The following is a 24415-nucleotide window of genomic DNA, read 5'->3' as shown; positions in this document are numbered from 1 at the left end:
GGCCGCGACCGCTTCGCGGCGCGGTCCTCGGGCTCCAGACGGTGCGGCGGCGCTCGGTCGACTCGCGACGTGGGGCACGGTCACACCTGTCCGTTGCTTGCTTCGCCGGCCTGTTTCGGCCTGTCGTCGTTTGCGGTCGAAGGACCCCGCTGGGTTGCTTGCCTGGCCATCGGCGGGTGCGCGCACCGTCTACCGACAGGCGGGCGGTCACCAAATGTGCAGTTTGTTCCGGCTGTTCGCAGGGGTGCCGTTGTTGATCTGAGCGGAAACCACCTAATCCGTGCGGGATAAGGTGGCTGGCGCCCCAGATCAACAACGGGCACGACCGGGAGTCCCGACAAGCCCGGCGCTGGCCGGCGCGTCGGCCATCCCCGACCGGCCGACCATCCGCACGGTGATTCCCGACCGGGCGACCATCCGCACGGCCATCCCCGACCGGCCGACCATCCGCGTGGTGATTCCCGACCGGGCGACCATCCGCGTGGTGATTCCCGACCGGGCGACCATCCGCGTGGCGGTCATCCCCGACCGGGCGACCGGGTACGGCCCGCAGCGCTCTGGCGAAGCAATCGGCGGACAGGTGTGACCGTGGCTCACGTCGCGAGTCGACCGAGCGCCGCCGCACCGTCTGGAGCCTGAGGACATGCGGCGAAGCCGTCATGCCCGCAGGGCGAAGACGGTGCATGGGGCGGCGCGAAGCGGAGCGAGCCGTCCTCGCGGAGCGAGGACCAATCAATCACGTGGCGTCTACGTCGAATGTCCGGGGGGCGGGGGCCGGAGTCGGCGCCGCGCCGTTGGCTTGGGCAGTGCCCGCCGTCTTGGTGAGCCTCGGCTTTTCGAGGCTGGTGACCGAGTTCTTCAGGTCGGCGGCGCTGGCGACGTCCTTGAGCTCGTTGTGTACGCCGGTCAGATCGGACCGGACGTTCTCGTAGGCCGACTGGAGCGGCTTGCGCAGCAGCGCCTCGTCTTCCTCGCTGAGCACGTGCTTGCGGATGAACGCCTTCGGGTGGAGGTCTTCGAGCTTGATGTCGGTGCCCAGTTCGCGGCTGAGGTCGCCGGTGGCGTTGGTGGCCATCTGGCGGAGGTTGCGCAGCATGCGCAGGCCGTCGTTGATGACGTTGGGCAGCCGGTCACCGAAGATCAACAGGGCGAGTAGCAGCAGGCCCCCGATCTCCCACCAGTTCAGGTTCTCGAACACGGTCCCGCCTCCCTCGTCGCTCCGGCCAGAGTACGCACGTCACCCCCGGTCCGGCAGGGGGTGAACGGTCGTTACTTGACGTCGGCCGCCAGCGTCACGGATGCGGTCTGCTGGGCGGTGCCGCGCCGGTACTCGACGGTGACGACGGAGCCGGGCGCGTACTTGCGTACCAGGGCGATCAGATCGGTCGCCTCGGCCAGCGGGCGCCCGTCGAGCTTGAGCACGACGTCGCCGGCGCGCAGCCCGGCGCCTTCGGCCGGCCCGCCGGGTTCGACGGACGACAGTCGTACGCCGCCGGCACCGCCGGGTGCCCGGCCGCCGCCGACCTGGGCGCCGATCACGGTACGGCGTGGCTTGCCGGTGTCGATGATGTCCTGCGCGACGCGCTTGGCCTGGTTGATCGGGATGGCGAAGGCGAGTCCGATGTTGCCGGCCGTCTCCTCGTCGGCGGCCAGCGACTTGATCACCGAGTTGACACCGACCACCCTGCCGGCGGAGTCGATCAGTGGACCGCCGGAGTTGCCCTGGTTCACCGCCGCGTCGGTCTGGATCGCCGCGTAGTAGCGCACCTGACCGCCGGGCTCACCGGCCTGAAGGGTCCGGTCGAGGGCGCTGACGATGCCGGCGGTGACCGTGTTGGCCAGCGACAGCGGCGAACCGATGGCGATCACCGGATCACCGACCGCGAGGGCGTCGGAGTCGCCGAACTCGACCGGCACGAGCCCGCTCCGGTCGATCTTGATCACGGCGATGTCGGATTCGGGGTCCTGCCCGACGACCGGGCCGCTGGCCGTACTGCCGTCGTTGAAGACGACCGTGGCCGGGCCGGTGCTGCCCTCGACCACGTGGTCGTTGGTGATGACGTAGCCGTCGGCGGTGGCGACGAACCCCGATCCGGCGCTGACGCCCCGCCCGGTCCTGGCCTGTACGGTCACCACGCTGGGCAGCAGCCGTTCGGCGACACCGGCCAGTGACTCGGGTGGCCGCTGGGCGGCGGCCGGCGCCTCGCCGCCGCCGGGGGCGCCGAGCACCGTACCGGCGCCGCCGAGGCCGCCGCGGACGGCGGCGACGTAACCGATCGCCCCGCCGAGCATGCCGGCGAGCAGCGCGGTGACCAGCGAGACCAGCATGACCCGGCCGAGGCCACGCGGCCGTGGCGCGTCCGGGTCGACGACCGGCTCGGGGGTGGGTGTGCCGGGGGCCGGTACGGGATTCACGACGATCGCCGTCGGTGCGTTCGGGTCGCGCCACGGGTCGTGCAGGGCGTCGGACCACCAGGGCGAGGAGTTCGCGCCCGCCGCACCGCTCGGGTTCGCTGACGGCGGCGGCGACGGCGGGTATGCCGAAGTCGCGTTCCCGTCAGGCTGGCGCCAGTTCCAGCCGTCGGTCACGTTGGTGCCTCCCAGTCCCATCCCCGGAGCCCGGTGCGCCACGCCGGCGGCGGAACGCTCCGGAGGGCCCCGGCCCGTCTCCAGGATTACACGGATGCTCGAGGGCCGGTCGACGGATCCCGCACGGCAACGCCGACCGCCCATGTCCTGACTGCCAATCCTTCACCACCGGATCTAGGCTCTATCCAGCCTCGTCCGCAAACCCCCTGTCGCAGGAGGTGTCCCATCGCCACGGTTGCCGGTTCAGCCGCCGCGACGACCGCTCAGGCCGTCCAGTTCACCGAGACGTACGTGGCGGAGGACATCGTCCTGCGTACGGCCCGTAGCCTGGCGCAGGAGGTCGGCCTGGACGCCGTGACACCGGGCACCGGCGCGCTGCTGCGCCTGCTGGCGGCGGCCGGCAACGCCCGGGCGGTGGTCGAGATCGGCACCGGTACGGGGGTCAGCGGGGTCTGGCTGCTGCGCGGCATGCGCGCCGACGGGGTGCTCACCACCATCGACGTGGAAAACGAGCACCAACGGATCGCCCGCCGGATTTTTGTGGAGGCCGGTTTCGTGGCCGGCCGTACCCGGATCATCACCGGGCGGGCGCTCGACGTGCTGCCACGGCTGGCCGACGGGGTCTACGACATGGTCTTCGTCGACGCCGACACGGCCGAGTACACCCCGTGCGTGGACGCGGCGTTGCGGTTGCTGCGCCCGGGCGGGGTGCTGGCGGTGCACGGTGCGCTGGCCGGCGGTCGGATCGCCGACCCGGCGGCCCGCGACCTGGAGACGGTGGCGGTACGCGAGGTGGTCAAGGCCGTACGGGAGTCCGAGGAGTGGATTCCGGCGCTGCTCCCGGCGGGTGCCGGCCTGCTGACCGCGGTGAAGCGCTAGCGCGTCGCACCGCACCGGGGCGCGGTGCGACGCGTGCCGGGGACGGGCTAGGGCCGGGACAGCCAGCGGAGCAGCGTACGCACGCCCCACCCGGTGGCGCCCTTGCTCAGCTCGCGGTCGTCGCTGTCGACCCACGACGGGGCGGACATGTCGATGTGCACCCAGCGGTCGCGCAGGTCACCGGTGAACTCGCGCAGGTAGAGCGCGGCGGTGACCGACCCGGCGCCCCGTTCGGGCGCGCTGAAGTAGTCGGCGATCTCGCTGCCGAGGTATTCGACGTAGTCGCTGACCAGCGGCATCCGCCAGGCGAACTCGCCGGCTTCGGCGGCGGCGTCGACCACCGACTCGGCGAGTTCGTCGCTGTCGCTGTAGAGCGCGGCGGTCCGCTTGCCGAGCGCGACCGCGTTGGCGCCGGTCAGCGTGGCGAGGTCGATGATCAGATCGGGGGCGAGCCGGTCGACGGCGTACGCGATCGCGTCGGCCAGGACCAGCCGGCCTTCGGCGTCGGAGTTGGTGGTTTCGCTGGTCGTCCCGCCGTAGTGCGAGATGACGTCGCCGGGGCGGAACGCCGATCCGCTGACCATGTTCTCGGCGAGCGGGGCGAGCACGGTGACCCGTACGGGCAGTTCGAGCCGGGCCGCGGCGATGGCCGTGGCGACGACGGCGGCCGCCCCGCCCATGTCCTTGCGCATCAGCTTCATGGCTTCGCGGGGCTTGATCGATACGCCGCCGGTGTCGAAGGTGATGCCCTTGCCGACGAGTACGACGTGCCGGGTCGCCTCGGCCGGCCGCCACTCGATCTCGACCAGCCGGGCACCGTTCGCGGACCCGCCACCGACGGCGAGGATTCCGCCGAAGCCCTCGGCCGCGAGCTGGTCCGGTTCGCGGACCGTGATGCCGAGCCCGGTGCCGGCGGCGGCCGCGGTCACCTGGTCGGCGAACCAGGCCGGGTTCTTCACGGACGAGGGTGTGTTGGTGAGGTCGCGGGCGAGGCGGGTGGCCTCGGTGACGATTCGTGCGGCATCGAGCGTCGGCCGGAAGCGGTCGGCGTCGGCGACGGCCACGACGACCTCGGCCAGCGGGTCCCCGTCGCCCGCCGGCGCGTCCGCCGTCCGGAACCGGTAGGACCCGAGCCAGACGCCTTCGGCGAGGCCGCGCAGCACGGCCACCGAGGCATCGACGGGAATGAGAGTCGTGACGTATGTCTCACTTGCTGCGGATCGAGCGATCGCCGCACCGGCGGCCCGCCATCCGCTCTCGCCGCCGTCCCCGACGCCGACCAGCAGCAGCCGGTACGGCGTACGCAGCGGCCGGGGCAGTTGGTGCACCACTCCCGGCGCACCGCTGTGCTCGACCTGGCCGAGCAGCGCGGCGGCCTCCGCCAGCACGTCGTCGGGCAGGCCCGGCAACGGCGCGAGAAGCGCCGCCCGGCCGTCGTCGTCCGCGGCCCCCACGGGCAGCGCGACCACACCGGACAGGTCGGGATCCACCGCGAGTCGGATGGCGAGCACGGTGCGATGACCTCCAGGTCTCTGGGCGTAGAAGGCCCGCCGGTACGGCAGTGCCGTGCCGGCGGGCCTCGTGGTTATCAGCCGGCGGCAGCCTTCAGCGCATCACCGAGCGCATTGGCCTCGTCGGGCGTCATCTCAACGACGAGCCGGCCACCACCCTCGAGCGGAACACGCATGACGATGCCCCGGCCCTCCTTGGTGACCTCCAGCGGACCGTCTCCGGTCCGCGGCTTCATCGCCGCCATGTTGTCTCCCCTCAGACCTACACCAGGGTCGGTGGGTTGCCCCACAGCCACTTCGTTTCGCAGGCACCGCACTACACGGCCCGCGGTGCCGACCAACGATTTTCCCTGATGAAACCCGCCGGACCCAAACCGAACCAGCATTGATGTGACAACATCTAGCATAACCTGCCGTTCACTGTCACAATGTGCGGTCATGCAGGCACGGTCGGCGCTCTTCGACCTCTACGGCGACCACCTCCGCCCGAGAGGTGGTCGCGCACCGGTCGCCGCGCTGGTCAAGCTACTCGCACCGCTCGGGATCGCGCCGCCGGCGGTACGCACCGCAGTCTCCCGTATGGTGCGCCAGGGGTGGCTTCATCCGCTCAGACTTTCCGCCGGACCCGGCTACCTGCTCACCCCCAAAGCCGCCCGCCGTTTGGACGAGGCGGCCGCCCGGATCTACCGGACCACCAAGATCGGATGGGACGGCCGGTTCGATCTGATCACTCTCGAACTGCCCACCAACCGCCGTGACCGGCTCCGGCTCGACGCCAACCTCACCTACCTCGGCTACGGCATGCTCACCGAGGGCACCTGGGTGGCCACCCGGCCCGGCGAGGACATCGACGCCGTGCTGACCGAGTCCGGCGTACGGTTCGAGCGCTTCACCGCCACCCACGCCGCCGGCACCACGGGCGCGATGGCCGTCGTCCGTCAGGCGTGGGACCTCGGCGAGATCGGCGAGGCGTACGAGGGCTTCATCGCCGAGCAGCGTCCCCTTCTCGCCGCGATCACCGTACGCAGCGACGACGAGGAGGCGTACGCCGCCCGGTTCCGGCTCGTGCACGCCTGGCGTACCTTCCTGTTCCGGGACCCGCAGCTTCCTCCGGCGCTGCTGCCCGAACGGTGGCCCGGCACCACCGCCGCGGCGTTCTTCGACCGGCACGCCGCCCGACTGCGGCCGGCCGCCGACCGCTACGTCGACCAGTGCCTCGACGCCTGCACCCGGCCGAACCGACAGAAGGGCATCTGAACCATGACCGAGCCGCTGCTCGTCGACCGCGCCGACGGAGTGGTCACCCTGACCCTCAACCGGCCCGACGCGCTCAACGCCCTGGACACCGCGCTGAAGGAGGCGCTGCGGGACGCGCTGGCCGCGCTGGAAGGCGACCGGACCTGCCGCGCGGTGGTCCTGGCCGGCGCGGGTCGCGGCTTCTGCGCCGGGCAGGACCTGCGCGAACACGTCGGCTCCCTGGAAGCCGGCGGCTCCGACCCGCTGGACACCGTCCGCACGCACTACAACCCGATCGCCGCCCGGCTGGCGCACCTGCCCAAGCCGGTGGTCGCGGCGGTACGGGGTACGGCCGCCGGAGCCGGGGCCGCCCTGGCCTTCCTCGCCGACTTCCGCGTCGGCGGGCCCCGTACGAAGTTCGTGATGTCGTTCGCCAACGTCGGTCTCGCCGGCGACACCGGGGCCTCGTGGTCGCTGCCCCGGCTGGTCGGTCATGCCAAGGCCGTCGAGCTGCTGATGCTGGCCGAGCCGGTCGACGCGGCCCAGGCCGAGCGGCTCGGCCTGCTCACCCGGCTGGTCGACGACGACGAGAAGGTGCTGCCGGTCGCCCAGGAACTGGCGGCGCGACTCGCGGCGGGGCCGACCGTGGCGTACGGGGCGATCAAGCGTGAGCTGTCCATCGGCGACGCGGGAACGCTGTCCGACGCGCTGGCCGCCGAGGCGGAGGCACAGACGATCTGCGGCCGTACCGCCGACCACCGCAACGCGACCTTCGCCTTCGTCAACAAGGACAAGCCGGTCTTCGAAGGCCGCTGACCCGGCGGGTCAGTCGTCGTCCTCCTCGGGGTCCTGATTGGCTTCCTCCCCGAGGACGAAGGCCTGCATGGCCAGCTCGTCGTTGGACGGTGCGACGAACGTCGGCAGCTCGCGCGGGCCCAACTCGGCCACGTAGGACCAGAAGATCCGGACCGCCTCGGCCGGCGTCGCCGCCTCGATCGGCAGGTCCAGGCTCACCAGCCAGGTCGTCCGGTCGGGCTGCGGGGCGAAGCGTGCGGCGATCTCGTCGTACGTCGCCCGGTCGACCGCCAACACCGGCCGGTCGACGACGACCGGATCCGCCGGCACCGGCTCGTCGAAGGCCCGCCGGGTGTACGTCACCACCAGCGGGCCCTCGCCGAGGTCGGACTCCGGATCGTCGGGATCGGTGCGGGTGGCGGCACCGGCCGGTGGCGTGATCCGCCCGAGGGCCACCACCCGCGCGTCCTTGCCCTCGGTCACCACCAGCACCGGGTCGCCGGCCGTGGGGCGCGGCCCGTCGTCGAGACCGGTCAACTCCAGCGTGTCGTGGTGGTAAAGGCGTTCGGCCGCGAACCGGCCCTCGGGAATCGTCACCGCCCAGGCGCTCATGCCCTCATCCCATCACGGCGCGTATCGGCAGCTCGACGTGACAGCCCAGCAGGTGATCGTCGACCATTCCGATCGCCTGCATGAGGGCGTACGAGGTGGTGGGGCCGACGAAGCGGAAGCCGCGCCGCTTGAGGTCCTTCGCCATCGCCGTCGACTCCGGCGTCGCGGCGGGTACGTCGGCGAACCCGGCCGGCCGACCGGACCGCGGCGGTGGCGCGTACGACCACAGCAGCCTGGCCAGGCCGTCGGGCAGCTCGGCGGCGGCCCGGGCGTTGGCGACGGCGGCTTCGATCTTGGCCCGGTTGCGCACGATGCCGGCATCGGCGAGCAGCCGGGCGACGTCGGAGTCGTCGTAGCCGGCGACGGTCTTGATCTGGAAGCCGTCGAAGGCGGCCCGGAAGGCGTCCCGCTTGCGCAGGATGGTCAGCCAGGACAGCCCGGACTGGAAGGCTTCCAGGGTGAGCCGCTCGAAGTGGGCGTCGTCGCCGTGGACCGGCCGTCCCCACTCGTCGTCGTGGTAGGCCGCGTAGTCGGGGGTGGTGTTACCCCAGCCGCAGCGGGCGAGCCCGTCGGCACCGATCACCAGGTCTGTCACCGGACCACTCTAGGTCGCCGCACCACGGCGGTGTCGTGCCGCCGTGCTGCCCCGGCGTGCGGGGGTGCTGCCCCGGCGTGCGGGGGTGCTGCCGTGGCGGGGCGGCGGGCGAGGGTCAGGGAAGCACGCCGGTTTCGACGAGCCGGCCGAACTTCTTCAGGGCCTGGGTGAGGCTGACCTTGGATCCGGGCCACATCACCGGCCACGCCACCCGCCCTGCCACACCCCCGGGCAGGTGGAACCACTCGTGCCAGACCACCTGGGTGCGGTCGTGTTCCATCTGGGTGCACCGCAGCACTCCCGGCCCGCGCAGCACCCGGCCGAGGTGAACGACCTGTACCTCGTACGGCGGGTCGAGCCGGGTGACCCGCATTTGATCACGTAGCACCGCCGGGCCGACCGCCGTCACCGCCTCGATCAGGCTGCCCTCGCCGCCGTCGCCCTCGACGACCCGAACCGTCGTGAACGGGATCCACTCGGACTGCCGCTCCCAGGCGGTGAAGGCGGCGTAGACCCGTTCGGCGGACGCGTTGACGATGACGGTCGCAGTGACCTCCCCCGCCCCCGGTTGTGCCGCGTCCTGTGGGTCGCCGGGTCCGCTCACTTGCGGTCCACGGCAGCCTTGCCGGTCTCGGCCGCGGTCTGCTCCGGGCGGCCCGCCGCATCGGCGGCGGCGCCCTCGTCGGCGGCGTCCGCGACGGCAGCGGCCTTGTCGGCAGCGGCCCTGTCGGCAGCCACGGTGTCGCCGCCGGAACGGCTGGCGGGGATCGCGTCGGGGTCGGCGGTGCCGCCGGCGCCGGCCGGCGCCGACCCGGCGACGTCACCGATCGTCGCGGACGGCTCGACGGTCGTCGACGGAGCGCCGTCCACGCCGTCCGACCCGGCACCCCGCGCGGCCACGGCGGTGTCGTCCGCTCCGCCATCGCCTCCGGTCGGGGCGGCCTTGGTGGTGTCGACGGGGCGCGCAACGTCGGTCGGCTCGCCACCGCCGGTGGCCCCGGCACGGCCGCCGTCGGCCGGCGCGTCGAGGACCGCCACCGCGGCACCTGTCGACGAACCCCCGACGGCTTCCCTCGCGTCGGTGGAGCCGGGCGCCGCGGCGAAGGACCCGGTCCGGCCGGCGGTGGCCGGGCCGAGCGCCGCCTCGCGGGCCTGGCGCAGCAGGTCGGCGTCGGTCGTCCGGCCGTCGCGCAGCGCGATGACCTCGGCCTCCAGCACACCGATCAGCTCGTCCTTGTAGCCGATGTCGTAGGCGGCCCGATGCAGCGCCTGGTCGACCTGCTCCATCCGGTAACCGCGCAGCGCCGTGTCGAAGCGGACCTCGGCGACGTCACCCTCGATCAGCGGCCGGGTGCCGGGTAACGGGACGGCGCGGCCGTCCGGCTCGGCGGGCGCGAGGCCCTGGTCGCCACCGGAGACGAGAACCGTCACGCCGAAGACGACCGCACCGACCGTCAACGCCACGACCAGAAGGAGCAGAAACTGACCCATGACAGCGATCGTGGCACGGGCGACCGGTCCGGGGCGACCCCACCACCCCGAGAGCGGCCACCGGACCGACGAACGCCGAGCACGCCGGGCGGAACCCGACGGTTGTCGATCAAGGAAGGCCGACGGGGTGCGCCCGGGGCGCACCCACCCCGTCCCCGGCGCGATCACCGTCGTCTAGCGTCGGAGACGGCCAGAAGACGGTGATCGAGGAGGATCGGATGCCGGGAACGCTACGGCTCGGCGCGCGCACGTTCGGGCCCGGCCAGCTGGCCGTCATGGCCATCGTGAACCGTACGCCGGATTCGTTCTTCGACCGGGGCGCGACGTTCGCCGCGGACGCCGCGCTGCGGGCGGTCGAACAGGCGGTCGCCGACGGCGCCGACATCATCGACATCGGCGGGGTGAAGGCCGGGCCCGGCGAGCAGGTGGACGTCGCCGAGGAGATCCGGCGTACGGTCGCCACCATCGCCGCCGTCCGCGCGGCGTTCCCGGACGTGGTGATCTCGATCGACACCTGGCGGGCGGCGGTCGCGGTGGAGGCCGTCGCGGCCGGCGCCGACCTGCTCAACGACACCTGGTCGGGGGCCGATCCGGAGTTGGCCGAGGTGGCCGCCCGGACCGGGGCCGGGCTGGTCTGTTCGCACGCGGGCGGGCTGCGTCCGCGCACCCGGCCGCACCGGGCCGCCTTCGACGACGTCGTGGCCGACGTCGTCACGACCGTCACCCGTCTCGCCGACCGCGCCGCCGACCTCGGCGTACGTCGGGACGGCATCCTGATCGACCCGGCACACGACTTCGGCAAGAACACCCGGCACTCGCTGGAGATCACCCGACGACTGGACGAGCTGACCGGGACCGGATGGCCGCTGCTTGTCGCGCTGTCGAACAAGGACTTCGTCGGCGAGACCCTGGACCTGCCGGTCGACCAGCGGCTGGAGGGGACGCTGGCGGCCACGGTGGTGTCGGCCTGGTTGGGTGCCCGGGTCTTCCGGGCACATCAGGTACGCGAGACCCGGCGGGTGCTGGACATGGTCGCTTCGATCCGGGGTGACCGCCCACCAGCGGTGTCGCGGCGGGCACTCGCCTGACCTCGGCGGGCGACAGCCTGCCCGTTCTGACCGATAAGAGAATCAGGTCCAGCGAAGGATGTTCTTGCGCCAGGCGTAGAGAATGCCGAGGGCGAGGACGGCCACGAAGATCGCCATCTCGGCGACGGTGACGAGTCCGAAGCCGGGGCGGTCGAAGACCACCGCCCACGGGAAGAGGAACACCGCCTCGACCGCGAACAGCACGTACAGATAGGCGTAGACGTAGTAGCGGATCTGCACCTGCGCCCAGTCGCCGCCGACCGGGTCGAGCCCGCACTCGTACGTCTCCCGCTTGCCGGGCGGCTCCGCGGGCCGCGCCGGGCGCAGCAGCCGGTTGGCCGAGAACGCGCCGACGAACACGACCACGCTGGCGAGCAGCAGGAGCCCGAGCGTCGCGTACGACCCCAGGTATCCGCTCATGGCGGCAGCCTACCGGCGCGGGTGACCGATCAACGACAACGACCACCGCCCACCTGCGGCACGATCGGCCGTTACGGATTTGTTTCGCACCGGGACTAGTGCACCGGTGCAAACGCAGCCGATGCTGGCAGCCCACCGCCCCGGAGGTTCGATGTCACGCGTCACGGCCGGCCGGACCCGCCGCGGGCCCGTACTCCCGCGCGCCGTCGCGGCCGGGCTCGTCGCCGTGGTCGCGCTCGTCACCGGTCCGGTCCCGGCCGGCGCCACCACCGCGGCGGCCTCCCGGACGACGCCCGCCGCGCACGCCGCGAACCCCGAGGAGGACCCGACCCCGCAGCCCGGCCCTTCGACACCGACCGCCGAACCCACGTCACCCGCGCCGGACGCGACCACACCGCCGCCCACCACGCCGGCGGTCGAGACCCCGGCTCCGGCGACGGAGCCCCCGGCCACCCCACCCCCGGCCTCGACGCCGACTCCCGCACCGCCCGGCCGGCCCGGCCCCGAACTGCCCGGCCGGCACCGGCTCGGCGTCCACGTCTCGACCGGCGACGTACCGCTGACCGGCGCCTACTGGAACGGCGCAGGGGAGGTCGCCGACCTGCGGGTGGCGGTGGCCAACACCGGTGGAACCCGGCAGGTCATGCGACTGGGCTACCGGTTGCCGGTGGGGCTGTCCGACGCCGGCACGCCCGGATGCGCGGCGGCCGGCGACGGCTACTCCTGCGGCGCCTGGACGGCCGAGCCCGGCGCCCGGTGGACGACACGGATCCAGGTCCGGATCAACCCGGACGCCTGGCGGCACATGCCGCTCAGCGGATCGGTCCGGGTGACCGCGACCGCCCCCGGAAACCCCGACCTTCCCGCAGTCTCCGACGACGAGGGCTTCGCGGTCCTCTTCCCACCCGGTCCACCGGCCGTCGGCGTGTCGCTCGACGCCGGCGAGGTCAGCTTCGACATCAGCGGGCAGGCCGCCACCCTGGACGTACGGCTGGGCAACACCGGTGACACCGCTTCGACCGGCACGGTGGAGGTCCTCCTGCCGCCGGGCGTGAGCATCCCGGCACCACCGGACACCTGTACGGCCGTCGACGCCGTCCGGACCCGGTGCCTGCTCGGAACCCTCGCGGCCGGGGAAGCCGGGTCGCTGCGGCTGCCGGTCGCCGCCACCGCGGAGGCCCAGAAGCTCGCGCCGCTGTCCGGGGCCGTGATCGGCATCATGGATGCGGCGTACGGCCAGACCCGACAGATGCAGATGAGTTTCCGGATCGTCGCGGCCGCGGCCGGCGCCACCCCACCGGTCCTCGACGGTGTCGGGCCGACCGCCTCGCAGGGCGTCCTGCCGCCGTACGGCGCGCTGACCGAGCCCGACCCGCTGACCCGCGTGGAGAAGACGGCGATCGCGCTGATCTCGGTGTCGGTCCTGCTCGTGGTGCTGGCCCTGGTCCTGGCGACCACGTCGCTGCGCCGCCGGCCGCGGCGGGCAAACACGGCTGGCGGGCCCGCCCCGGTCACCGCCACCGACTGACCGATCAGGGCGCCTCGATGGCCCGGAGCGTGTAGGCGGCGGTGGGGTGGGTATCCGCCGCCGGCGAAGTAGGGCTGTGTCACACGTCGGACCCGGGGCGGGGCCAGAACGGCGATCCGACGTACGCTTTGCGGTGAACAGGACTGTGGGTCGGCCCGTCCGGGCGGCTCTCGGCCGCCGGCTTGCAAGGAGGTCAGCTTCGTGACCAAACAGGTCCGCCAACTGGATCGGGTGGTCATCCGTTTCGCTGGCGACTCCGGCGACGGCATGCAGCTAACCGGTGACCGGTTCACCTCGGAGACCGCGCAGCTGGGCAACGACATCTCCACGCTGCCCAACTTTCCCGCCGAGATCCGGGCCCCCGCCGGCACCCTGCCCGGCGTGTCCAGCTTCCAGGTGCACTTCGCCGACTACGACATCCTGACCCCGGGCGACGCACCGAACGTCCTGGTCGCGATGAACCCGGCGGCGCTCAAGGCCAACCTGGCCGACCTGCCCCGTGGCGCCGACATCATCGTCAACACCGACGAGTTCACCAAGCGCAACCTCGCCAAGGTCGGCTACCAGGTGAGCCCGCTCGACGACGGCACCCTCGACGGCTACACGCTGCACCCGGTCGCGCTGACCTCGATGACCGTCGGCGCGCTCGCCGAGCACCAGATCTCGAAGAAGGACGCCGAGCGGGCCAAGAACATGTTCGCCCTCGGCCTGCTCTCCTGGATGTACTCGCGCCCGTACGAGTCGACGCTGCGGTTCCTCGAGCGCAAGTTCGCGAAGCGGCCCGAACTGGTCGCCGCGAACGTCGCCGCGTTCAAGGCCGGCTGGAACTTCGGCGAGACGACCGAGGACTTCGGCGTCCGCTACGAGGTCAAGCCGGCCCAGATGAAGCCGGGCACCTACCGCAACATCACCGGCAACGCGGCCCTGTCGCTCGGCCTGGTCGCGGCCGGCGTACGCGCGAAGCTGCCGGTCTTCCTCGGCGCCTACCCGATCACCCCGGCGTCGGACATCCTGCACGAGCTGAGCAAGCACAAGCGGTTCGGCATCACGACCGTGCAGGCCGAGGACGAGATCGCCGCCATCGGTGCCGCCCTCGGCGCCTCGTACGGCGGTGCGCTCGGGGTGACGACCACCTCCGGCCCCGGTGTGGCGCTGAAGGGCGAGACGATCTCGCTCGCCGTGGCGCTGGAGCTGCCGCTGGTGATCGTCGACGTGCAGCGGGCCGGCCCGTCCACCGGCATGCCGACCAAGACCGAGCAGGCCGACCTCAACATGGCGCTGTTCGGCCGGCACGGTGAGGCCCCGGTCGCGGTGATCGCGCCACGGTCGCCCTCCGACTGCTTCCACGCCGCGATCGAGGCGGCCCGGATCGCGCTGACCTACCGCACACCGGTGATCCTGCTCTCCGACAACTACGTCGCCAACGGATCCGAGCCGTGGCTGCTGCCGGAGGTCGACTCGCTGCCCGACCTGCAGGTCGAGTTCGCGACCAGCCCCAACGGCGAGGACGGCAAGACCTTCCTGCCCTACCTGCGCGACCCCGAGACGCTCGCCCGGCCGTGGGCCATCCCGGGTACGCCCGGACTCGAGCACCGCATCGGTGGCCTGGAGAAGGCCGACAAGACCGGCGACATCTCGTACGACCCGGCCAACCACGACTTCATGGTCCGCACCCGGGCGGCGCGCATCGAGTCGATCCCGGTGCCGGACCTCGAGGTCGAGGACCCGGACGGCGACGCGCGGGTCCTCGTGCTGGGCTGGGGTTCGACGTACGGACCGATCGGGGCCGCCTGCCGGCGGCTGCGTCAGCACGGGCTGTCGATCGCCCAGGCGCACCTGCGGCACCTGGCGCCGATGCCGGCCAACGTCGGCGAGGTGCTGCGCTCCTACGACCGCGTCGTCATCCCGGAGATGAACCTGGGCCAGCTCGCGCACGTGATCCGGGCCCGCTTCCTGGTCGACGCCATCGGCTACAACCAGGTCCGCGGCCTGCCGTTCACCGCCGCCGAGCTGGAGATCATGCTGGAAGAGGTAGTCAAGAATGCCTGAGGCCAACCCTCCCGGTGGCGGCGCGGCAACGCCCGTCGCCCTCAAGCTCACCGCCAAGGACTTCAAGTCCGACCAGGAGGTGCGCTGGTGCCCCGGCTGCGGTGACTACGCCATCCTCGCGGCGGTGCAGTCCTTCATGCCGGAGCTGAACATCCCGCGGGAACGGACCGTCTTCGTCTCCGGCATCGGCTGCTCGTCGCGTTTCCCGTACTACATGAACACGTACGGCATGCACTCGATCCACGGGCGGGCCCCGGCGATCGCCACCGGCCTGTCGGTGTCGCGGCCGGACCTGTCGGTGTGGGTGGTGACCGGTGACGGCGACGCCCTGTCGATCGGCGGCAACCACCTGATCCACGCTCTGCGTCGCAACGTCAACCTGAAGATCCTGCTGTTCAACAACCGGATCTACGGGTTGACCAAGGGGCAGTACTCGCCCACCTCCGAGGTCGGCAAGATCACCAAGTCGACGCCGGTCGGCTCGGCCGACGCACCGTTCAACCCGCTCTCGCTCGCCCTGGGCGCCGAAGCCTCCTTCGTCGCCCGCACCATCGACTCCGACCGCAAGCACCTCCAGTCGGTGCTGCGGGCGGCCGCCGAGCACCAGGGCTCGGCGTTCGTCGAGATCTACCAGAACTGCAACATCTTCAACGACGGCGCGTTCGACCAGCTCAAGGAGCCGGAGACCCGCGACGACTACCTGATCCGGCTGGAGCACGGCCAGCCGATCACTTTCGGCCGCGAGGGCCAGTTCTGCGTCGTACACCCGCCCGGCGCGTTCGGCCTGGAGGTACGCGACACCGCCTCGACCCCGGCCGAGGACATCGTGGTGCACGACGCGACGGTGGCCGAGCCCGCGTACGCCTTCGCACTGTCCCGGCTGCCCGGCTTCGCCCTGCGGAACACCCCGATCGGGGTGTTCCGCAACGTCGACCGGCCGTCGTACGACAGCGTCGTGCAGGAGCAGCTGACGACCGCCGTGGCCGGCGCCAGCGGCACCCCGGAGGAGCAGCTCGCCGGCCTGCTGAGCAGCGGCGACACCTGGACCATCCTCTGAACCCACGACCGTAACGACACAGCGGGGTGACCGCCCCGACGGGCGCTTGCCCCGCTGTGGCAGCGTGACGTCGTGCGCCGACTCGTCCTGCTGACCATCCTCGCGCTGACCGGCGTCCTCCTCGCCGTCCCGCCGGCCGCCGCGTGCGCCTGCGGCGCCGTCGTCACCCAGGAGGGCGTACGGGTCAACGAGGAAACCGCCCTCATCCGGCACGACGGACGTACCGAAGAGATCGTCATGGGGCTCACCATGACCGACGAGCCCCGGGACGCGGCCTGGATCCTGCCCGTACCGGCCGACCCGTCCTTCGAACTCGGCCCCGAGGAGCTCTTCAACGACCTGGCCGCATTCACCCGGCCACGCACCGTCGTGCTCCGCGACTGGTTCCCGCCCTGGGGCCGGGGCGGCGCCACCGCCGGCAGCCCGCCCGGCGACGGCGCGACCGTGCTCGACCAGATCACTATCGGCCCGTACGACGTCACCACGCTGGCCGCCACCGACGGCGACGCCCTGGCCAACTGGTTGAACGGGCACGGCTACCGCCTCGACCCGGCACTCGCCGACGGCTTCGCCCCGTACGCCGCCGCCGGCTGGCGCTACGTCGCGGTGAAACTGACCGCCCCCGACGACCGGGAACGGCTCAGCCGCCAACTGCCCCCGCTACGGGTCAGCTTCGCCAGCACCGAGATCGTCTACCCGATGCGGCTGACCGCCCTCGCCCGCGACGCCCAGAGCGTCCGCCTCTACGTGCTGACCAACCACCGGGTCCGCAGCGCCGGCCCGGTCGGCCCCACCGACTCACACGTACGTTTCGCCGGCTGGATCGACTCGAAAGCCGTGGCCGGCACCACACTCGCCGGCCTCGTCGACGACCGCGGTTACCTGACCCGCTTCGACCAACGCATCGAGAACCCCGAGTCGATCACCGACGACTACCGCTTCGTGGCGGCCCCGACCGACACCGATCACCGCGACGTCGTCTACCGCACTGAGCCGGTGTACCTTTTCGGCCTGCCCGCCGGCCCGGCCCTGATCATCCTGGGTGTCGTGCTCGCCCTGGTCCTCGCCGGCACCGTCACCCTGGCCCTACGCCGCCGGTGAGTTAACTGGCTGTGTTTGCTGGCCGAGCCTTCGGCTCGGCTGGCTCGCGCTGTGTTTGCTGGCCTCGGCTTCGCCTCGGCTGGCTCGCTCCGCTTCGCGCCGCCCCATGCACCGTCTTCGCCCTGCGGGCATGACGGCTTCGCCGCATGTCCTCGGGCTCCAGACGGTGCGGCGGCGCTCGGTCGACTCGCGACGTGAGCCACGGTCACACCTGTCCACCGATTGCTTCGCCAGAGCGCTGCGGGCCGTACCCGGTCGCCCGGTCGGGGATGACCGCCACGCGGATGGTCGCCCGGTCGGGAATCACCGCGCGGATGGTCGGCCGGTCGGGAATCACCGCGCGGATGGTCGGCCGGTCGGGGATGGCCGTGCGGATGGTCGGCCGGTCGGGGATGGCCGACGCGCCGGCCAGCGCCGGGCTTGTCGGGACTCCCGGTCGTGCCCGTTGTTGATCTGGGCGCCAGCCACCTTATCCCGCACGGATTAGGTGGCTGGCGCCCAGATCAACAACGGCACCCCTGCGAACAGCCGGAATAAACTACACATTTGGTACCCCCCTGTCGGTAGACGGTGCGCGCACCCGCCGATGGCCAGGCAAGCAACCCAGCGGGGTCCTTCGACCGCAAACGACGACAGGCCGAAACAGGCCGGCGAAGCAATCGGTGGACAGGTGTGACCGTGGCTCACGTCGCGAGTCGACCGAGCGCCGCCGCACCGTCTGGAGCCCGAGGACATGCGGCGAAGCCGTCATGCCCGCAGGGCGAAGACGGTGCATAGGGCGGCGCGAAGCGGAGCGAGCCAGCCCCGCCGGAGGCGGGGCCAGCAAACACAGCCAGCAAACACAGCAAACTCAGCGGTCGTCGCGGACGTATACCAGGAGGTCGCCGGTTTCGACGGTGTCGGCGCCGGGGTCGGCCAGTGACACGACCTTGCCACGCCGTACGAGGGCGATGACGAGGGTGTCGAGGTCGCGGGGTGAGGAGCCGACTTCGGCGCGTTCGGCGGAGCGCATGGCGAGTGCCATGCCCTGGCCGGGGGTGAGCAGGTCTTCGACGACGTCGATGAGGGGTGGGGCGGAGGTCGACAGGCCGAGCAGGCGGCCGGCGGTCGCCGAGGAGACGATGACGTGGTGGGCGCCGCTCTGTTTGAGCAGGGGGGCGTTCTCGGCTTCCCGTACGGCGGCGATGATCCGTACCTGGCCGGCGGTGAGTTGCCGGACGGTCAGGGCGACGAGTACGGCGGCGTCGTCGCTGTTGGTGGCGATGATGACGGCTTTGGCGTTCTTGACGTGTGCCTCGTTGAGGGTGGACGAGCGGGTGGCGGAGCCTTCGATGGCGACGAGGCCGGCGGCGGTGGCCTGTCGTACGCCGGTGGCGTTGCGTTCGACGACCACGATGTGCTGCTTGTCGACGCCGTTCTCGAGTAGCGCGCTGATGGCGCTGCGTCCCTTGGTGCCGTAGCCGCAGATGATGACGTGGTCTTTCACTCGTTTCCTCCACCGCGTGAGGCGCAGGGTGGTGCGGTACTGCTCGGTCAGGACCTCGAGCGTCGTACCGACCAGGATGATCAGGAAGAGCACCCGGGCGGGCGTGATCACCAGTACGTTGACCAGGCGTGCCGTGTCGGTGATCGGGGTGATGTCGCCGTACCCGGTGGTGGAGAGGGTGACCACGGCGTAGTAGAAGCAGTCGATGAGGTTGAGTTCGTCCTCGTTGACGTCGCGGTAGCCGTCGCGGTCGAGGTAGACGACGGCGACGATGGCCAGTACGAGACTGACCGCGGCGGCGAGCCGCAGGCTGAGGGCGCGTAGCGGGCCTTTGTTGATGGCCGGAAAGTGGATCACCGCTGGTCTCGCCCCGCCCTTTCGTCGGCGTGCACGTCCACAACATAGCGGGACACGGGCGGGTCGGTGGCGGAAGGTCGGGTCGGGTCGGGGTCTTGCGCTCGACCGACCAGTTGTGAAAATTTCCTTCTAGCGCTGCATCGCCAGCGGCGGATGTTGCCGGCACCACCGGCCTCGGTCATGCCGGCGGTCGCCGCGCCCCACACAGGACACGGGAGCCCCAACGAAGGGACGCACCGCATGAAGGCACATCGACTCAGAGCCGCCGGGCTGGCCGTAGCCCTGCTCGGCTCACTCGCGGTCGCCGCCGCCCCCGCGAGCGCCGCACCGGTCGTGACCCACACCCCCTCGAACACCACCTGCGAGCCCGACCCGGCCACCCCGAAGCGCCAGTTCCGAGCCATGTGGATCGCGTCCGTGGTCAACATCGACTGGCCGACCAAGGCTTCGTACACCGCCCCGGACCGGATCGCCGCCCAGAAGGCGGAGTTCCAGAGCTGGCTGGACCTCGCCGAGCGGCTCAACCACAACGCCGTGATCGTGCAGGTCCGACCGACCGCCGACGCGTTCTGGCCGTCGCCGCACGAGCCCTGGTCGGAGTTCTTGACCGGCACCCGCGGCCAGGACCCGGGCTGGGATCCGCTGGCCTACCTCGTCGCCGAGTCGCACAAGCGCAACCTCGAGTTCCACGCCTGGTTCAACCCGTACCGGATCTCCATGCCGGACGGGGCGGGCGCGGACCTGAACAAGCTGGCGCCGGGCCACCCGGCCCGGCAGAACCCGGACTGGGCGGTGGCCTACCCGGTCAACGCGGCCGGATCGCGGCTCTACTACAACCCGGGCATTCCGGAGGTCCGCGAGTTCGTCCAGACCGCGATGATGGACGCGGTGCTGCGGTACGACATCGACGGCGTGCACTTCGACGACTACTTCTACCCCTACCCGGCCGCCGGACAGGACTTCGGCGACGCGGCGACGTTCGCCGAGTACGGCGACGGGTTCACGAACAAGGCCGACTGGCGCCGGAACAACATCGACCTGCTGATCAGGGAGATGGGCGAGAAGATCAAGGCGGCCAAGCCCTGGGTGAAGTACGGCGTGAGCCCGTTCGGCATCTGGCGCAACAAGGCGGCCGACCCGCTCGGCTCGGAGACCAGCGGCTCGCAGTCGTACGACGCGAACTTCGCCGACACCCGCAAGTGGGTCAAGGAGGAGTGGATCGACTACATCGTGCCGCAGGTCTACTGGAACATCGGTCTGGCCGTCGCCGACTACGCGAAGCTGGTGCCGTGGTGGTCGGACGTCGTCGAGGGCACCGACGTGCAGCTCTACATCGGTCAGGCCGACTACAAGATCGCCGATCCGGCCCAGCCGGCGGCGTGGCAGGATCCGCAGGAGATGTCGAAGCACCTCACCTTCAACCGCGACTACCCGAACGTGGCCGGCAACATCCACTTCAGCGCGGTGCAGGTGCGGGCCAACCGGCTCGGCTCCGCCGACATCTACGCGGCCGAGCACTACTCGCGGCCGTCCCTGGTGCCGACCATGGATCACCTGCCGAGCCGTCCGCTGATGTTCCCGGTGGTGACCGGGGCGGCGCGACAGGCCGACGGGGTCAAGCTGAGCTGGCGCCAGCCGGTCGACGGAGTCGGGCCGTTCGGCAAGGCCACCTCGTACGCCGTCTACCGCTTCGACGGCGTCGACCTACCGGGCGCCTGCGACTTTGCCGACGCCTCGAACCTGGTCGCCACGTTGCGGGCCACCGGTTCCGGCACCCAGTCCTACGTCGACACGACGGCGGTGCCGGGCAAGCGCTACACCTACTACGTGAGCACGCTGGACCGGCTCTACAACGAGAGCATCCCGAGCCCGCCACGGTTCGTCGTCCGCTGACCTGACCGATCGCCGCCCATCGGACCGGGCAGACCCGCCACGGCCTGACCAGGCAAATCGGACACATCGCCGGACCAGATGCCCGGAGTCACATTGATTCCGGGGCATCTGCCCGTTTACCCGGAAGACGCAAAAGATCTACTTCGCCTATACATCGGCGCCAGCCTATCCCCCGAGACTGGTGACCCCTTGGTTACCCACCGGTCACCAGGGCTGACCGCCCCCGCCCGAACGACGGGCGCCCCGCTCCCCGGAGGTACCACAATGCGACGTCGGCTCCTGACGATTCTCGCCGGCACCACCCTTGCCGTCCTGACGACGATCGGCATGTCCACCCCCGCCGCCGCCGTCACCCAGGCCCAGAAGCTCTCCGTCCTGTCGAGCTTCACCCAGACCAGCGCCAGCAGCTACAACTCGTGGAACTCCGCCCGGCTGAACCAGGGCGCCTGGGCCGCGTACAACTTCAACTGGTCGACCGACTACTGCTCGTCCAGCCCGGACAACCCGCTCGGGTTCACGTTCAACCTGTCGTGCTACCGGCACGACTTCGGCTACCGCAACTACAAGGCGGTCGGCCAGTTCTCCGCCAACAAGGCCCGCCTGGACAGCGCCTTCTACGAGGACCTCAAGCGGGTCTGCGCGACGTACAACTCGTTCGTGCGGCCGGCCTGCACCAGCCTCGCCTGGACCTACTACCAGGCGGTCCGGGCCTTCGGGAAGGTCGTCCTGACCCAGGCCGACCTGGACAAGGCGGCCAGCCTCAAGGCCGCCGGCGAGAAGCGGATGGCCCAGGCCGACGCCCGCTGATCACGGCAGTTCGCGCCGGTCGAGGACCTCACGGGACACGTCGGAGACGTATCCGAAGGTTCCCGACCGGTGCGGCGCCGGTTCGGCCGGCAACCTCGGCGGCAGTCCGGCGAACGGCGCCGACCCGTCGGTGAAGCGACTCGACCCGGCGGCAAGGTCGGGATGTTCGATCCCGAGCGCCAGCTCGACCGCCTCCTCCAGCGACAGTCGCGCGCCCTCGGCGTAGGCCCGGTCGAACTCCCCGTCACCGATCGCGGTCCGCAGGTCGGCCTGCCGCTGCGCCCAGTACCCGCCGAACATGCCCGCCGTGGTGCGCAGCACCGACCGGTTGGCCTGCGCCGCGCCGAACAGCAGCGCGGCGGTCGACGGATCTCCCCCCAGCGCGCACCGGACCGCCATCGCGTTGAGGGCGTCGCAGGTCCGCCGGTGGAACCCGTGCAGCATCCGTGACCGCAGCGCCACCACCAGGTGGTCGTGGGCGGCCACCAGGTCACCCCGGGCCAGCGCGACCATGCCGAGCAGCATGTCGACCGTACGCCGGCCCCGCTCCACCGGCCGGGACGCCTCGACCGGACGGGCCGCGCCCAGCAGCTCCGCCGCCTCGTCCAGCGCTCCGCGTTGCCAGAGCAGTTCGGCGAGACCGTAGACGGCGAAGAGGGTCTCCCCGGTCACGCCCTCCCGACCCGCCCAGTCGAGCAGGTCGCGGCAGATCTGCTCGGCCTCGGCCAGCCGGCCCATGTCGACCAGCGGGGCCGCCCGCCCGGAGAGCACCCGGGCCAGCAACGCCGCGTCGCCGGCCTGCCGCGCCGCCGCCTCGGCCTGCTGCGAGAACCGCAGCTCCTCGGCGAACTCACCGTCGGCACCGGCGTGCAGCGAATGCATGTGGTACGCCGCCGCCAGCTCCGCCTCCGGAATCCGCTCCCCCGTCTCGGCGATCCGTCCGTAGAGGCGGAACAGCCACAGCCGACCCTCCCGGGCCAGCCCGCGTTCCCGCCACCACTGGTCGAGCCCGCTGGCGATCTGGAGCCCGAGGCGGGCACTACCGCCGGTCGCGGTCCAGCGCAGCGCGGCCCGGAGCTCGTCGGCGAGCGGGTCGAGGCTGTAGAGCGACAGCGTCACCGGACGCCCGTCCGGCCCCAGGTGGGCACGCTGCAACGCGTGCAGCGACCAGGCCACGTGCCGGTCCCGGGCGGCCCGCTCCTCACCCGCGTCGACCAGCCGGCGGGCCGCGTACGCCCGGATCGGGTCGAGCATCCGGTAGGTGCTGCTGCCCGCCGCGTGCGGCTCGACCTGCAACATCGACTTGTCGACCAGCACCGCCAGCGGATCCAGCGCGTCGTCGTCGAACAGCCACTCCACGGTCGCCAGGTCGACCGGACCGGAGAAGACCGCGAGCCAGCGCAGCAGCCGGGCCGCGCGGGGCCCCAGCGTCCGGTACGACCAGGTGACCGTGGCCTGCATGGTGACGTGCCGCTGGGTCGCCGTACGGCCGGGGACCACCGGCGGCGCCGAGGCGGCGGCACCACCCAGGTCGATGGTGTCCACCTGGCTGGCGGTGAACCGACCGTCGGCCACGGCGACGCCCACCGGCTCGTCGCGTCCCGCGTCGAGGGTGCCGAGTACGTCGTCGAGGCGCTCGGCGAGCTGACTGGCCGAGAGCACCCGCAGCCGGGCCGCGGCCAACTCGATGGCGAGCGGCAGGCCGTCCAGCCGGCTGACCACCCGCCGCAGATCGTCGGTCTCGACCACCCCGGCCCGCCGACCACCCCGCGCCGCCGTCGTACGCGCGAGCAGCAGCGCGACGGCCTCGCTCGGCCCACCGTCCGGCGCCGGCTCGGCGGACAGCGGCGGGATCCGCCACACCACCTCGCCGGGCAGCCCGCAGGGCTCCCGACTGGTGGCCAGCACCCGGACGCCGCCACCGCCGGTCAGCAACCGGGAGATGACCTCGGCGGTCGCCGCCGGCTGCGTGTCACAGGTGTCGAGCAGCAGCAGCATCCGGCGCGCGGCGGCGTATTCGACCAGGGTGTCGACCATCGGCCGACCGGGCTCGGGCCGTAACCCGAGCACCGCGGCGATGGCGAAGGCGACCAGGCCGGGATCGGTCACCGGGGCGAGGTCGACGAACCAGACGCCGTCCGGGTAGGACTCCACGACGCCGCCGGCCAACTCCACGGCGAGCCGCGTCTTGCCGGCGCCGCCGGCGCCCACCACCGTGACCAGTCGTTGTTCGGCGACGAGGTCGTGCAGTTCGGCACGTTCGGCCTGCCGGCCGACGAACGAGGTGATCTGGGTGGGCAGGTTGTGCGGCACGGCGTCGGCCGTACGCGGGCGTGGGAACTGCCGTTCCAGCCCGGGTGCCACGAGCTGGAACAGACGCTCCCGGTCGTCGAAGCCCCGCAGCCGGTGCAGGCCCAGGTCGAGCAGGGAGACCCCGACCGGCAGCGGTGCGGCGTACTGCGCGGTCGCGGCGGAGCAGAGCACCTGGCCGCCGTGGGCCGCGGCGGCGATCCGGGCCGCACGGTGCACCTCCGGGCTGGCGTACTCACCGGACAGCGGCACGGCGTGTCCGGTGTGCAGCCCCATCCGGACCCGGGGTGCCGACTCGGGACTCGGCCAGTCGTGGCTGGCGAGCGCCCGCTGGGCGCCGAGGCAGGCGTCGAGGGCGGCGGCCGCGTCGGCGAACGCGACGAAGAAGGAGTCACCCTCGGTGAAGAGTTCGACGCCGTCGCTGGCGGACAGGATGGACCGCAGCAACCGCCGGTGCTCGCTGAGCACCGGGCGGTAGCCCGGACCGAGCATCTGGGCCAACCTCGTCGAGCCCTCGATGTCGGTGAACATGAAAGTCACCAGGCCACTCGGCAGGTGATTCCGTGCCGACACGGTGAACCTCCGCCCCCATGGAAGTCGGCTTCATGCTT

At 71.8% G+C, this 24415-nt stretch carries 21 protein-coding genes and 1 pseudogene; 11 read left to right on the top strand and 11 right to left on the bottom strand.

Annotated elements, in window-relative coordinates; all coding sequences use genetic code 11:
• Positions 1-394 precede the first annotated feature (394 nt).
• On the top strand, positions 395-586 hold the full coding sequence (locus tag Prubr_RS15735; protein ID WP_212826152.1) for a hypothetical protein: 192 nt from the start codon (positions 395-397) through the stop codon (positions 584-586).
• A 150-nt stretch (positions 587-736) separates the two neighbouring features.
• Here Prubr_RS15735 and Prubr_RS15730 read toward each other — a convergent pair whose 3' ends face one another.
• Both Prubr_RS15730 and Prubr_RS15725 read right to left on the bottom strand, forming a co-directional pair.
• The gene (locus Prubr_RS15730) at positions 737-1198 is read right to left on the bottom strand and encodes a twin-arginine translocase TatA/TatE family subunit (RefSeq protein WP_212826150.1); all 462 of its coding nucleotides are present in this window, start codon (positions 1196-1198) and stop codon (positions 737-739) included.
• Between the two features lie 71 nt (positions 1199-1269).
• The gene (locus Prubr_RS15725) at positions 1270-2604 is read right to left on the bottom strand and encodes a S1C family serine protease (protein ID WP_212828089.1); all 1335 of its coding nucleotides are present in this window, start codon (positions 2602-2604) and stop codon (positions 1270-1272) included.
• Positions 2605-2880: 276 nt separating this feature from the next.
• Between Prubr_RS15725 and Prubr_RS15720 the strand changes: the two genes are divergently transcribed.
• A complete protein-coding gene (locus Prubr_RS15720; RefSeq protein ID WP_212826148.1) occupies positions 2881-3468 on the top strand; it encodes an O-methyltransferase in 588 nt (195 codons plus the stop codon).
• 47 nt (positions 3469-3515) lie between these two features.
• Here Prubr_RS15720 and Prubr_RS15715 read toward each other — a convergent pair whose 3' ends face one another.
• The gene (locus Prubr_RS15715) at positions 3516-4979 is read right to left on the bottom strand and encodes a leucyl aminopeptidase (RefSeq protein WP_212826146.1); all 1464 of its coding nucleotides are present in this window, start codon (positions 4977-4979) and stop codon (positions 3516-3518) included.
• Positions 4980-5056: 77 nt separating this feature from the next.
• Positions 5057-5224, bottom strand: coding sequence for a DUF3117 domain-containing protein (locus tag Prubr_RS15710; RefSeq protein ID WP_007455245.1), 168 nt, complete (start codon positions 5222-5224; stop codon positions 5057-5059).
• 193 nt (positions 5225-5417) lie between these two features.
• Between Prubr_RS15710 and Prubr_RS15705 the strand changes: the two genes are divergently transcribed.
• On the top strand, positions 5418-6236 hold the full coding sequence (locus Prubr_RS15705) for a PaaX family transcriptional regulator (protein ID WP_212826143.1): 819 nt from the start codon (positions 5418-5420) through the stop codon (positions 6234-6236).
• 3 nt (positions 6237-6239) lie between these two features.
• Positions 6240-7031, top strand: coding sequence for an enoyl-CoA hydratase-related protein (locus tag Prubr_RS15700; protein ID WP_212826141.1), 792 nt, complete (start codon positions 6240-6242; stop codon positions 7029-7031).
• Between the two features lie 9 nt (positions 7032-7040).
• Here the strand turns inward: Prubr_RS15700 and Prubr_RS15695 are convergent, their stop codons facing one another.
• The 4 genes and pseudogenes from Prubr_RS15695 to Prubr_RS15680 form a co-directional block, all read right to left on the bottom strand.
• Positions 7041-7622 carry a hypothetical protein gene (locus Prubr_RS15695; RefSeq protein WP_212826139.1) on the bottom strand — a complete coding sequence of 194 codons (582 nt, stop codon included), beginning with the start codon at positions 7620-7622 and terminating at the stop codon, positions 7041-7043.
• Between the two features lie 4 nt (positions 7623-7626).
• The gene (locus Prubr_RS15690) at positions 7627-8217 is read right to left on the bottom strand and encodes a DNA-3-methyladenine glycosylase I (protein ID WP_212826137.1); all 591 of its coding nucleotides are present in this window, start codon (positions 8215-8217) and stop codon (positions 7627-7629) included.
• Positions 8218-8332: 115 nt separating this feature from the next.
• Positions 8333-8821: an SRPBCC family protein gene (locus Prubr_RS15685; RefSeq protein WP_212826135.1), complete on the bottom strand. Its 489-nt coding sequence runs from the start codon at positions 8819-8821 to the stop codon at positions 8333-8335.
• Positions 8822-9096: 275 nt separating this feature from the next.
• A pseudogene (locus Prubr_RS15680) lies at positions 9097-9708 on the bottom strand (DivIVA domain-containing protein); the annotation flags it as partial.
• 218 nt (positions 9709-9926) lie between these two features.
• On the opposite strand from Prubr_RS15680, the gene folP reads away from it, so the two are divergent.
• Positions 9927-10796, top strand: a complete 870-nt coding sequence (folP, locus tag Prubr_RS15675; protein ID WP_212826133.1) for a dihydropteroate synthase — start codon at positions 9927-9929, stop codon at positions 10794-10796.
• Between the two features lie 42 nt (positions 10797-10838).
• On the opposite strand, the gene ndhC is transcribed toward folP, so the two are convergent.
• Positions 10839-11216: an NADH-quinone oxidoreductase subunit A gene (ndhC, locus tag Prubr_RS15670; RefSeq protein WP_212826131.1), complete on the bottom strand. Its 378-nt coding sequence runs from the start codon at positions 11214-11216 to the stop codon at positions 10839-10841.
• 151 nt (positions 11217-11367) lie between these two features.
• Between ndhC and Prubr_RS15665 the strand changes: the two genes are divergently transcribed.
• The 4 genes from Prubr_RS15665 to Prubr_RS15650 all read left to right on the top strand — a co-directional run bounded on the left by Prubr_RS15665 (position 11368) and on the right by Prubr_RS15650 (position 16951).
• Complete coding sequence (locus Prubr_RS15665) at positions 11368-12744, top strand: hypothetical protein (RefSeq protein ID WP_212826129.1); 1377 nt, start codon at positions 11368-11370, stop codon at positions 12742-12744.
• A gap of 201 nt (positions 12745-12945) precedes the next feature.
• Complete coding sequence (locus Prubr_RS15660; RefSeq protein WP_212826127.1) at positions 12946-14793, top strand: 2-oxoacid:acceptor oxidoreductase subunit alpha; 1848 nt, start codon at positions 12946-12948, stop codon at positions 14791-14793.
• A complete protein-coding gene (locus Prubr_RS15655; RefSeq protein ID WP_212826125.1) occupies positions 14786-15850 on the top strand; it encodes a 2-oxoacid:ferredoxin oxidoreductase subunit beta in 1065 nt (354 codons plus the stop codon). Before Prubr_RS15660 ends, Prubr_RS15655 begins: the two co-directional genes overlap by 8 nt.
• 72 nt (positions 15851-15922) lie before the next feature.
• Positions 15923-16951: a DUF2330 domain-containing protein gene (locus tag Prubr_RS15650; RefSeq protein WP_212826123.1), complete on the top strand. Its 1029-nt coding sequence runs from the start codon at positions 15923-15925 to the stop codon at positions 16949-16951.
• Between the two features lie 850 nt (positions 16952-17801).
• Here the strand turns inward: Prubr_RS15650 and Prubr_RS15645 are convergent.
• The gene (locus tag Prubr_RS15645) at positions 17802-18794 is read right to left on the bottom strand and encodes a potassium channel family protein (protein ID WP_212826122.1); all 993 of its coding nucleotides are present in this window, start codon (positions 18792-18794) and stop codon (positions 17802-17804) included.
• A 240-nt stretch (positions 18795-19034) separates the two neighbouring features.
• Between Prubr_RS15645 and Prubr_RS15640 the strand changes: the two genes are divergently transcribed.
• Both Prubr_RS15640 and Prubr_RS15635 read left to right on the top strand, forming a co-directional pair.
• A complete protein-coding gene (locus tag Prubr_RS15640; RefSeq protein ID WP_212826120.1) occupies positions 19035-20687 on the top strand; it encodes a glycoside hydrolase family 10-like protein in 1653 nt (550 codons plus the stop codon).
• Positions 20688-20951: 264 nt separating this feature from the next.
• Positions 20952-21494 carry a phospholipase gene (locus tag Prubr_RS15635; RefSeq protein ID WP_212826118.1) on the top strand — a complete coding sequence of 181 codons (543 nt, stop codon included), beginning with the start codon at positions 20952-20954 and terminating at the stop codon, positions 21492-21494.
• Here the strand turns inward: Prubr_RS15635 and Prubr_RS15630 are convergent, their stop codons facing one another.
• On the bottom strand, positions 21495-24377 hold the full coding sequence (locus tag Prubr_RS15630) for a winged helix-turn-helix domain-containing protein (protein ID WP_212826116.1): 2883 nt from the start codon (positions 24375-24377) through the stop codon (positions 21495-21497).
• Positions 24378-24415 lie beyond the last annotated feature (38 nt).

The sequence above is a fragment of the Polymorphospora rubra genome (assembly GCF_018324255.1).
GTDB classification, from domain to species: domain Bacteria; phylum Actinomycetota; class Actinomycetes; order Mycobacteriales; family Micromonosporaceae; genus Polymorphospora; species Polymorphospora rubra.
The sequence above is the reverse complement of the archived record's forward strand: the minus strand, read 5'-3'. Positions and strand labels throughout refer to the sequence as shown.